General features: G+C 74.1%; 10 protein-coding genes. 5 read left to right on the plus strand and 5 right to left on the minus strand.

Features of this window, described 5'->3' with window-relative positions; all coding sequences use genetic code 11:
- Nucleotides 1-253: enoyl-CoA hydratase-related protein (locus tag AE652_RS18165; protein WP_049652733.1), on the plus strand; the 253-nt coding region annotated here is incomplete at its 5' end.
- A 113-nt stretch (nucleotides 254-366) separates the two neighbouring features.
- Here AE652_RS18165 and AE652_RS18170 read toward each other — a convergent pair.
- The gene (locus AE652_RS18170; RefSeq protein ID WP_049652735.1) at nucleotides 367-2,286 is read right to left on the minus strand and encodes an NAD-binding protein; all 1,920 of its coding nucleotides are present in this window, start codon (nucleotides 2,284-2,286) and stop codon (nucleotides 367-369) included.
- Between the two features lie 173 nt (nucleotides 2,287-2,459).
- Between AE652_RS18170 and AE652_RS18175 the strand changes: the two genes are divergently transcribed.
- Nucleotides 2,460-3,059 (plus strand): HdeD family acid-resistance protein, encoded by a 600-nt coding sequence (locus AE652_RS18175; protein ID WP_049652737.1) that lies wholly within the window; start codon nucleotides 2,460-2,462, stop codon nucleotides 3,057-3,059.
- A gap of 104 nt (nucleotides 3,060-3,163) precedes the next feature.
- Here AE652_RS18175 and AE652_RS18180 read toward each other — a convergent pair whose 3' ends face one another.
- The 3 genes from AE652_RS18180 to AE652_RS18190 are packed head-to-tail and all read right to left on the minus strand — an operon-like array spanning nucleotide 3,164 to nucleotide 5,973.
- On the minus strand, nucleotides 3,164-3,799 hold the full coding sequence (locus AE652_RS18180) for a DUF6461 domain-containing protein (protein WP_049652739.1): 636 nt from the start codon (nucleotides 3,797-3,799) through the stop codon (nucleotides 3,164-3,166).
- 46 nt (nucleotides 3,800-3,845) lie between these two features.
- The gene (locus AE652_RS18185) at nucleotides 3,846-5,321 is read right to left on the minus strand and encodes a CoA transferase (RefSeq protein WP_082345812.1); all 1,476 of its coding nucleotides are present in this window, start codon (nucleotides 5,319-5,321) and stop codon (nucleotides 3,846-3,848) included.
- Nucleotides 5,322-5,343: 22 nt separating this feature from the next.
- The gene (locus AE652_RS18190; RefSeq protein ID WP_049652741.1) at nucleotides 5,344-5,973 is read right to left on the minus strand and encodes a LysE family translocator; all 630 of its coding nucleotides are present in this window, start codon (nucleotides 5,971-5,973) and stop codon (nucleotides 5,344-5,346) included.
- A gap of 228 nt (nucleotides 5,974-6,201) precedes the next feature.
- Between AE652_RS18190 and AE652_RS18195 the strand changes: the two genes are divergently transcribed.
- Nucleotides 6,202-6,660 carry an Lrp/AsnC family transcriptional regulator gene (locus AE652_RS18195; protein ID WP_049652743.1) on the plus strand — a complete coding sequence of 153 codons (459 nt, stop codon included), beginning with the start codon at nucleotides 6,202-6,204 and terminating at the stop codon, nucleotides 6,658-6,660.
- A gap of 58 nt (nucleotides 6,661-6,718) precedes the next feature.
- The gene (locus AE652_RS18200) at nucleotides 6,719-7,426 is read left to right on the plus strand and encodes an N-acyl homoserine lactonase family protein (protein ID WP_049652745.1); all 708 of its coding nucleotides are present in this window, start codon (nucleotides 6,719-6,721) and stop codon (nucleotides 7,424-7,426) included.
- A 118-nt stretch (nucleotides 7,427-7,544) separates the two neighbouring features.
- Here AE652_RS18200 and AE652_RS18205 read toward each other — a convergent pair whose 3' ends face one another.
- Nucleotides 7,545-8,774, minus strand: a complete 1,230-nt coding sequence (locus AE652_RS18205) for a cytochrome P450 (RefSeq protein ID WP_049652752.1) — start codon at nucleotides 8,772-8,774, stop codon at nucleotides 7,545-7,547.
- A gap of 776 nt (nucleotides 8,775-9,550) precedes the next feature.
- Between AE652_RS18205 and AE652_RS18210 the strand changes: the two genes are divergently transcribed.
- A partial coding sequence (locus tag AE652_RS18210; RefSeq protein ID WP_159028476.1) for a hypothetical protein occupies nucleotides 9,551-10,374 on the plus strand: 824 nt, incomplete at its 3' end.

A 10,374-nucleotide genomic window follows, 5' to 3' on the forward strand; every position in this document is an offset into this window, starting at 1 on the left:
ACTGGTCTCCCGGATCGTCCCCGCCGACCAGCTGCTGTCCGAGGCGCTGGCCACCGCCGAGACGATCGCGGCGATGTCCGCCCCGGCCGCGATCATGATGAAGGAGAGCGTCAACCGCGCCTTCGAGACGACGCTCGCCGAGGGCGTCCGCTTCGAGCGCCGGCTCTTCCACGCGGCCTTCGCCACGGCGGACCAGAAGGAGGGCATGACGGCCTTCGCCGAGAAGCGCCCGCCGGAGTTCCAGAACCGCTGACGGCCGAGGACGGCTGACAACTGACGGCCGACGGATAACAGCTGACAGATTTCAGATTTCAGATGTTGAAATCTGAAATCTGTCAGCTGAACCCCGTCCGAGGACAGCCCCGCTCAGCCCTGCTCCTCCACCGCCACCGTGTTCAGCCGGGCGAGCCCGCTGCGGGTGGCGGCGACCACGATCTGGTCGCCCGGGGCCAGCCGCCGGGTGCGGTCGGGGAAGTTCCACTGCAGCTGTCCGCCGTGGGCGAAGCGCACCGCGATCACCCGGACGCCGCCCGGGTCCTCCAGGTCGTGCCGGTTCAGCCCGATCAGCCCGCTGCCGTCCTCCACCGTCAGCTCGGCGATCAGCAGCACGTGCCGGAGCACCGACAGCGTCCCGCGCACCTCGCGCCCCATCAGCGCCGCCGCGAAGGCGGGCGCGGCCAGGTAGGACACCGACCGGGAGGCCGCGTTGTCCAGCGTCTTGTAGAAGTGACTCGCGAAGTCGTCCTCGAACAGCCGCACCACCACCCGGACCTCGGGATTCCCGTGGCGCGCCTCCAGGGCCGCCTCCAGGTTGGTGGCGTCGTCCCCGCTGACCGCGACCAGCGCCCTGCTGTGCTTCAGCCGGGCCCGGCGCAGCTGCTGTTCGAACGGGCCGTCGCCCATCACCACCGGGATCCCCAGTGCCCGTACGGCGGCGATGCCGCGCGCCTGCGGGTCCCGCTCCATGCAGACCACCGGCACGCCCATGGTGTGCAGCTGGGTCGCGACCCGGGTGCCGACGTTGCCGAGGCCGACGACGATCACGTGGTCCCGGGTGCCCGCCCCGGGGTTGCGCGGCTGCCCGCGCCGCCCGGAGCCCAGCACCTCGACCGCGATCGCGGTGGCGACCGGCGCGAAGGTGATCCCGCAGATGGTGATCACCACCTGCGCGACCCGCTGCCAGAACCCGCCGGTGCCCGCCCCCGTCCCGGCGGCGACGTCGGAGAGCTGGTCCGGCTGGGCGGCGCCGGCCAGGTCGAGCAGCGCGATGTAGACGGTCCAGCCGAAGTTCCGGTTGAGGTACCAGAGCACGCCGAAGGCCAGCAGCACCGCCGCGAGGGCGGTGAGCAGCACCAGGCGCATCCGGGCACTGGTGAAGAAGCGCATGGTGTCGAGCAGCCGCCAGCGCAGCCGTCTCATCCAGTCGATCGGTTCCCGGGGCTCGATCCGCAGCACCTGGAGCGCCGCCCGGCCACCCGGCTCCCCCTCCGGGGCGGGGCCGGGCGACGGCACCGGACCGGCCGCCGGCATCGGCCCGGCCGAAGGCTCCGGTTCGGCCGAAGGCTCCCGGTCGGCCGCCGGCGTTGGTTCGGCCGCTGGCGCCGGTTCGGGCCGTACGCCACCGGGGCGGATCGGCCCCTGGTCGCCGAACTCGGCGGCGAGCCGGACGAATTCGGCCGAGTCGCCCTGCTGCTCGGGCAGCAGCCGGATCCTTCCGAGGTCCTGCCGGTCGATCTGGTCGGCGACCACGCAGATCCGGTCGGAGGTGATGTCGTCGTCGAACGCGATGTGCAGGTAACGCCCTTCGATCTCCACCGAGTTGGGCCGCCCGAGCGCCGCGGAGGCGAAGGCCGGGGCGGCGGTGGCGGAGCCGGAGAGCGCGGCACCGTTCCTGAGCAGCCGTTCGATGTTCTCGCCGAGCCGCTGGTTGAACATCCGGAACACGATGCGGATGTCCGGGTTGTGGTTCTGCGCGCTGAGCGCGGCGTGGATGTTCTCCTGGTCGCTCCCCTCGACCAGGGCGAGGCCGCGCGCGGTGCCGATGGACACCGCGCGCAGCGCCTCCTCGGTGACGCTGGCGTACTCCACGACCGCCGCCACGCCGGAGAGTTGCTCGATCTGCGGCGCGTGGTCGCGGGTCCGGTCGGCGACCAGGACGACGACCGGCACCTCGTAGTGCTCGACGAGTTCCAGGACCAGTCGGTGTGCCAGCGCGTTGCCCCCGCAGACGATGTAGTGCTGGCTGATCGGCTCGACCGGAGGGGTCCCCCACCCTTCAGAAGTCATACCGACGGATGGTATCGACGGCAAGTGTCCGGAGGGTGACGTTCCGGCGACCGCGGCGAATCCCTCGAACGGCCGTATCCGACGCGCGGTCCGACCGTGGCGCGGAGAGGCTGGGGTTCGTTCCCTGCCCGTCAGCCGGCCGCCCCGGCGTCAGCCCCGAGGAGTACGCCACCGTGGCCCCTCCGATCATCACCCCCGACGGCACCCCGGTCCAGGGTCCGCTCGGACTGCTCGCCAAGGCCGCCTGGCAGGTCCTGCTGGTCGCCGGACTCGCCTCGCTCGCCCTCGGGATCGTGGTCTTCGCCTGGCCCCGGGAGACGCTCCTGGTGGTGGGCGTGCTGTTCGGCCTCTACCTGCTGGTGATCGGCATCGTGCAGCTGATCGCCGCGTTCGGCACCCACTCCACCACCGCGCTGCGGGTGCTGGCCTTCATCAGCGGCGCGATCTGCGTGCTGCTGGGACTGCTCTGCTTCCGCAGTGCGGTGCAGTCGCTGCTGCTGCTCGCGCTCTGGATCGGGATCGGCTGGCTGTTCCGCGGCATCACCCAGCTCGCCGCCGCGATCTCCGACCCGATGATGCCCGCCCGGGGCTGGCAGGCCTTCGCGGGCGTGGCCAACACCCTGGCCGGTGTGCTGCTGATGGTGTGGCCGGTCGGGTCGATCACCGCGCTGGCCGTACTGTCCGGGTGCTGGCTGGTGATCCTGGGCCTGGTCGAGATCGTGACGGCACTCCAGGTCCGCAGCCGGGCCAAGCAGATCCCGTCCGGGGTCTGACAACAGCCGTCCTATAACACCGAGGCCGCGTCCCGCCGGGGCGCGGCCTCGGCGCTGGGCGGAACGGCTCACGGACGCGGAGCGGCTCACGGGCCCGGAACGGCTCACGGACGCGGCGCGTAGCCGATCCGGAAGGTCGCGGCCTCCAGCCGTTCCGGGTCGAGCCGGACGTCGGTCAGCCGCTCGGCGAGCGCGAACGCGGCCTCGCCGCACAGGTCGTACGCCTCCGTCTCCAGCTCGAAGCCGCAGGCGGTCAGCAGCTCGGGGATGCCGGGCGCCTCGGCGTCCGCGCCGTCCCGCTGGTCGGGGAAGAGCGGCTCGAAGTGCAGCCGCTGGATGCCGTGCTCCCACCAGTGGAAGTGGTCGGCCCCCAGGGCGTTGCGGTAGTGCGAGACCAGCCGGGTGCCCTCGGCGAGCCGGAGGATCTCCTTCTCCAGGATGCCGAGGTAGCCGAAGGGCTCCACCGCGAGTGCCCAGCCGTCGAGTTCGGTGACGGCGACGAGCAACCGGTCCTCGGCGGGGTCGAACAGCTCCCTGGCCTCGGCGTCGGCCCCGTTCGTGTAGGAGCTCCAGCGGGCCACCACCCCCTCCAGCCCGACGGCGCCCGTCCCCGGCAGGGCGTTGAAGCGGCGCAGCAGTTCACCGGCCTCGAGCCCCTGCACCTGGGTGAGGCAGCAGGCCTCCCCCAGGACGGGGTAGCACCGGGTGAACCAGGTGTAGTCCGTGGCGTGTGCGGTCATGACGGCGATGCTGCCAGACGCCTCGGACAGCGCCCGCCCGAGGCCGTCAGAGCCAGACCGGCTCGTCCGTTCCCCAACGCCCCGGCGGGCGCGACCAGTCGGCGGGCGCCCCCTCGTACCCGATCGGCGGCAGGGCGTGGCGCAGCCGCCCGTACGGGGAGTCGACCTCGGCCAGCCGGCGGGCGGGGTCGTAGGGCTCGGACGGGCCTCCCCGCGGCGTCTCCGGTTCGATGCCGTGCAGCAGCCAGGAGGCCGTGCCGGCGAGGGAGAAGCGCAGGTGGCGGCCGCCGGGGCGGCGGGTGCGCTGGTCGGTGAGGGAGCGCAGCACGGCGGCGGCGACGAGGTAGCCGGTGCCGTGGTCGAGGGCCTGGGCGGGCAGCACGCCGGGGCGGCCGCCGGTGGCGGATCCGGTCTCGGGGGCGGCCTCGTGGGCGGCGATGCCGACACCCGCCTGGACCAGGCTGTCGAAGCCGCGCCGCCCGGCCCAGGGGCCGGTCCAGCCCCAGGCGCAGAGCTGGGCGAGGATCAGGTCCGGGCGACGGGCGAACAGCGCGTCGGGGCCGAGGCCGTGGGCGTCGAGGGAGCCGGGGCGGTACGCGGAGACGACGACGTCCGCGGTGGCGAGCAGGCCGTCGAAGACGGCGCGGTCGGCGGGCTCGGCGAGGTCGAGGCGGGTGGAGCGCTTGCCGAAACCGGTGTCGGCGTGGGCGTCGTCGGCCTCGGGCAGCCGGGGCGAGTCGACCCGCAGGACGTCGGCGCCGAGCAGGGCGAGGGTACGGGTGGCCACCGGTCCGGCGATCACGCGGCTCAGGTCGAGGACCCGGATCCCGGCGGCGGGCCGGTCCACCGGGGCCTGGCCGAGCGGGCGGACCGGCGCGGTTCCGGCGGCGGCGCCGACCTCCAGGTGCTCCACGAGGGGGTGCACGGCGCTGCTCACCGGCACGACGGCCACCGCGAGCGCTCCCGCCGCGTACGCACGCTCCTGGATCCGCTCGGCCGGCAGCCTGCCGAGCACCTCGGCGAGCTGCTCGGGCCCGGCGTCCGCGGCGAGGCCGAGGGCGGAGAGCAGCCGGGTCCGGTGGTGCGGGTAGTTGGCGTGGGTGCGCACCCAGCCGTCGGCGGTACGCCAGAAGCCGGAGTGCGGGGCGAAGTTGACGGGCGCGCGGCCGTCGACCGTCAGGTACCGCTCACTGACGAAGGCGGTGGCGACGGCCCCCTGGTCCACCCGGACGGCGGGGACGGACGCGGCCAGGGGCGCCGAGCCTCCGGCGCGGTGGGACGCGAGCTCGGCGGCGGCCAGTGAACAGACCGCCACGGTGGCCCGGGCGAGCCGGCGCACCGGCAGCCCGGAGGGCAGGACGTCCTCCGGGCCGTGGAAGGTCACCCGCTCCAGCAGCTCGGGCGGTCCGCCGAGAGCCGCCCAGGCGTGGGCGGTCGGGCGGTCGACGGCTCCGGCGGCTGCCGCCGTTCCGGTGGTTCCAGTGGCCGCGGTGGTTCCTTCTGGCAACGGGCGCTCGGTCATGCCCGGCATTGTGCTCCCGTTCTCAGGCGCTCGCTGTGACGCCCGCCACCAGCATCAACAGCACCGCCGAGACCATGGTCATCCGGCGGGCCGCCTGCGGGGTGCCGCCGAACCGGCCGCCGAGCCGCCCACTGGCGTACGCGACCAGCCCGTACACCACCGCGCAGGCCAGCACGTTGAGCGAGCCGAGCGCGAGCACCTGGCCGCCGACCGGCAGGGTGGCGTCCGGGTCGACGAACTGCGGCACCAGGGACAGGTAGAGCAGCAGCCCCTTGGGGTTGAGCAGCGCGGTCAGCATGCTCTGGCGCAGCACCGTCGTGGTGGGCTGCGGCTTGGGCGCCGCGAGGGCGGCCGCGCCCCCGCTCTTGCGCAGCGCCAGCAGCATCATGACGGCCAGCACCAGCAGGTAGGCGGCGCCGGTGAGGCGCAGCACGGGCAGGGCGGCCGGGACGGCGCGCAGCGCGGCGGCCAGTCCGGCGCTGGAGAGCAGCGTGTGGACGGCGTACCCGGCGCAGACCCCGCCGACCGCGATCAGCGCGGCACGGCGTCCCTGACCGAGGCCGCGGGCGGCGATGTAGAGCCAGTCGGGGCCCGGGGTGCAGACCAGCAGGAGGTCGACTCCGAGGAAGAGGAGGAGGGCGTGGGTGTCCATGGGCGTGGGCGTGGCCTGTCGTGCTCGTCGCGGTGTGGGCCCGGCGGATCGGCCAGGGGTCGTTCCGGCGGGTCGGCCGGAGGTTGTTCCAGCGGCCTGCCGGGGTGCCCCGGGGATCTGCCGGAGTGACCCGGCAGCGGGTTCGGTCACTGAAGGTAGCCGGATCGGGCTGGCACGCGATGGCGACTTCGTGCTGGTCGGAGCGGCGTTTTGGCAGAATGTTGCGCCATGGACCGAATCGACCGCAGAATCCTCCGCGAGCTCCAGCAGGACGGGCGCCTGACCAATGCCGAGCTGGCCTCCCGGGTGGACCTCACCCCGTCCCCCTGCCTGCGCCGGGTGCGTCAACTGGAGCAGGACGGTGTGATCCGCGGCTACCGGGCGGTGCTGGACGGCGCGGCGGTCGGGCGCGGGTTCCAGCCCTTCGTGACGATCACCATGCGTCACGAGGACCAGGTGACGGTCGCCGAGTTCGAGCGCCGGGTGGCCGAGCTGCCGGAAGTGGTGGAGGCCCACCGGCTGTTCGGCGAGCCCGACTACCTGCTGCGGATCGCGGTGGCCGACATCGCCGCGTACGAACGCTTCATCACCGACGTGCTCTCCGGCCTGCCGGGCATCGCGCAGGTCAACTCGCACCTGACGATGAAGCAGGTGAAGGCCGACCGGGGGCTGCCGGTCGGCGGGTAGGGTGCGAACGGGGGGCCCGCGCGGCCGCCCGTACGGGGGCAGAGCGACGCACTGCGACATGGGGGCTGAATTGCACGTGATCCGCCGTCTCGACCTGGGGTACTTCGTCCGACCGGCCACCGAAGTGGGCGGCCCGGAGCCGCGCGTGGAACCGGTGCTCGCGTACCTGGTCCGGCGTCCGGAGGGGCTGCTGCTGTTCGACACCGGGATCGGTGGCGGCGAACCGGAGACCGAGGCGCACTACCGCCCGGTCCGCCGCCCGCTGCCGGAGGCGCTCGCGGCGGCCGGGGTCGCCGTCGCCGACATCGACCTGGTGGTCAACTGCCACCTCCACTTCGACCACTGCGGCGGCAACCCGCTGTTCGCCGGCACGCCCGTCCTGGTCCAGGCCGAGGAGCTGGCCACCGCCCGGCGCGGCGGGTACACCATCGACGCGCTGGTCGACTTCCCCGGCGCCGAGTACCGCGAACTCGACGGGGAGGCCGAGGTCTGGCCGGGCGTCCGGGTGCTGCCCACCCCCGGCCACACCGGGGGCCACCAGTCGCTGCTGGTGGACCGCCCGGGCGGCGGGCCGGTCCTGCTGGCCGGGCAGGCCTACGACTTCGCCTCCGAGTACGGGCAGGCGGTGCTCGCCCGGCGGGCGGTGCGCGAGGGCGTGGCCCCGCCGCTGCCCGGGTACCGGGCCTGGCTCGACCGGGTGGCCGAGCACGGGCCGCACCGGGTGCTGTTCGCGCACGACAACGCGGTCTGGGAGCCGGCCGAGTAGCCGCCGGAGCCCCGGCTGTCCGGAGGGGACCGGTCGCTCAGGAGGTCCAGGGCGTCCGGGGCAGCCTGGACCTCCGGGGCAGCCGGGACACCTAGGGCGGCCGGGGCGCTCAGGAGGCTCAGAAGGTGAAGCGCAGCGAGCGGACCCGGTGGTCGAAGCTGGACGGGACGAGCTGCGGCTCGCCGACCGACCGCGCCTCGGGAAGGCGGGTGAACAGCTCGCGGAACAGCGTCGTCATCTCCTGCCGGGCCAGGTGCGCGCCGAGGCAGTAGTGCGGACCGCCGCCGCCGAAGCCGAGGTGGGCGTTGGGCGTGCGGGTGATGTCGAAGACGTCGGGGTCGGGGAAGACCTCCTCGTCGCGGTTGGCCGAGCCGTAGAACAGCGCGACCTTCTCCCCCGCGCGCAGCAGCGGGCCGCCGGAGCCGCCCAGCTCGTGGTCGACGGCGAGGGTCCGGTTGAACTGGATGATCGGCGTGGCGTGGCGGACCATCTCGTCCACCGCGCCGCCGAGCCGTCCGTCGAGGTCCTCGAGCAGCAGGGCGCGCTGCTCGGGGTGGACGGTCAGCAGGTGCAGGCCGTGGGCCAGCGCGTTGCGGGTGGTCTCGACCCCGGCGACCAGCAGCAGGCTGAAGAAGGCGCCCAGCTCGCGCCCGGTGAGCCGGCGGCCGTCCACGTCGGCGGTGACCAGCGCGGAGATCAGGTCCTCCTCCGGCCGGCGACGGCGCTGGCGGCCGATCCCGGCGACGATGCCCTGCATCCGGGCGAGCGCCCGCAGCCCGCGCCCCGGCACCCGCAGCCGGCGGCGCAGCGGCCGGGCCACACCGATGTCCTCGGAGGTGCGGTTGACCAGGTCGAGGATGGTGCGGCGCGGCCGCTCCGGGATGCCCATCATGGTGCAGATCACCTGGAACGGGAGTTCGGCGGCGACCGCGGTCACGAAGTCCCCCGGCCGCTCCCGCTCGATCCGGTCGACCAGCTCGGTGCTGATCCGCCGGACGTCCTCCTCGACCCGGTCGAGCAGCCGCGGGGTGAACGCCCGCGAGACGATCCGGCGCAGCTGGGCGTGGCGGGGGTCGTCCAGGTTCACCATCGAGTCGCCGAACAGCAGCCGGACCCAGCGGGCCGGGACGGGGGTGGTCACACCGGGGCCGCTGAGGAAGACGGCGGGGGTGCGGCTGGCCTCGACCACGTCGGCGTGACGGACCAGGGCGTGGAAGCCGCGACCGGTGGCACGATCGCCGAAGAACACCGGACCGGGGCGGCGGCGCAGCTCGGCGAAGGCGGCGGCGCGGTCGGGGGCGGGAAGCTGCCAGAAGCCGGGGTCCGCGAGGTCGACGGACGCGGGCAGGGCGGCGGGCTCGGTCGGCTTCGCGGGCTCGGCCGGGGTGGCGGCCTCGGCCGACTCCGCTGCTTCAGCCGGGGTGGCGGGGTCGGCCTCGTCGGCGGGCTCGGTGGACCCGGGTGGGTCGGCCTGCTCTGCGGCCTCGGCCGGTTCAGCGGTTCCGGCCGCCTCCGCCGCTTCGGTCGGCTCTTCGGCTTCGGCCCGCTCCGCGGCTTCGGCTGGTCCGGCAACGTCGGCCGACTCGGCGGATTCGGCCGGGGCGGCAGCTTCCTCAGCCTTGGCCGACTCCTCTGCTTCAGCCGGCTCGACGGCTTCGGCCTGCTCGACAGCTCCGGCCTGCTCGACAGCTCCGGCCGGGGCGGCGGCTTCGGCCTGCTCGCCGAGTTCCTCGGCTTCGACTTCAACCACGGCCGTCGCCTGTTTCCGGCCTGTCGCCTGCTGCGGGACGGTCGGCTCCGTGGGGGCAGCGGACTTGGCATTGTCGGCAATGGGCGCCGAGGTATCCGTCGGGGTCTCCAAGGCCGGACCTCCCTGCTTCTGAACAGCGTCGTCCCGATACGCACCGTACGGGGTGGTGCACATTAAGTGAGCAATGGGGTACGTGCTGTCAAACCGCCCCGATGGTCCTACGAGCCGTTGTTCGGTTCGTCGCGTCGGGTCGGCGGACCGAACCGGGTGGTGATCCGGCGGGCTCCGGGGGCCGGCGGCCGGGCATGGTCTCACGGCACAGAACCGGCCATGACCGGAGGGTGCACTACGGGCCGGGCAGGGCGGGTGCGACGATGAGTGCCATCGTGATGACCGACCGGATCCGCCTGCTGCGCGCCGTGGTCTTCGCCGCGCTGTGCGTGGCGATGGCCGCCACCGCGCACGTCGCCATGGCCGGATCCGGAGTCTCTCCGACGGTGCTGGCCGGCGGGTTCGGGGCGGTCCTCGGGCTGACCTGGCTGCTCGCCGGGAAGCGGCGCGGACTCGGGGTGATCAGCCTCTGGATGGTCGTGGCGCAGACCGCGCTGCACCAGTTGTTCGAACAGGCCGCGGCGTTCTCCCAAGGGGGCGGCGGCCTCGGCCGGCTCGCCACCACGGACTGGGCCGCCCTCCTGCTCTGCAACCCCGACCGGGCCCCCGGCGGGCTCTCCCCGGTCGAACTGGCGCGGATGGCGGGCATCGACCCGGACGTCCCGCCGGCCACCGGCAGTCTGCGGCCGGCGGCCGGGACGCACCACGGGGGCTCGGGCGCGACCGCCGTGGACGCGGGCCTGCCCGGGATGACCGGGATGCCCGACGGACCACACATGATGCCCGACGGCGCGTTGCACGGCGGCGGGTCGTACGGCACGGCGCAGGACCTGGTGAGCGCACCGGCGCAAGGACCGGCGCACGACATGGCGCACGGGATGTCCCACGGCATGTCACCGGGAATGGCCGCCGCCCACGTGCTCGCCGCGCTGGCGTGCGCGCTCCTGCTCTGGCGCGGCGACGCGGCGCTGGTCCGGCTCTTCGAGCTGCTCGGTGCGCTCGGCGCGGTGGTCGCGGGCGCGCTCCTGCTCCCGCTGCTGGCGCTGTTCGCGCGCCCCTTCGGCTACCGGGCCCCGGCACCGCCCCG

It is taken from the genome of Kitasatospora sp. MY 5-36 (genome assembly GCF_001182915.1).
Taxonomy (GTDB): domain Bacteria; phylum Actinomycetota; class Actinomycetes; order Streptomycetales; family Streptomycetaceae; genus Kitasatospora.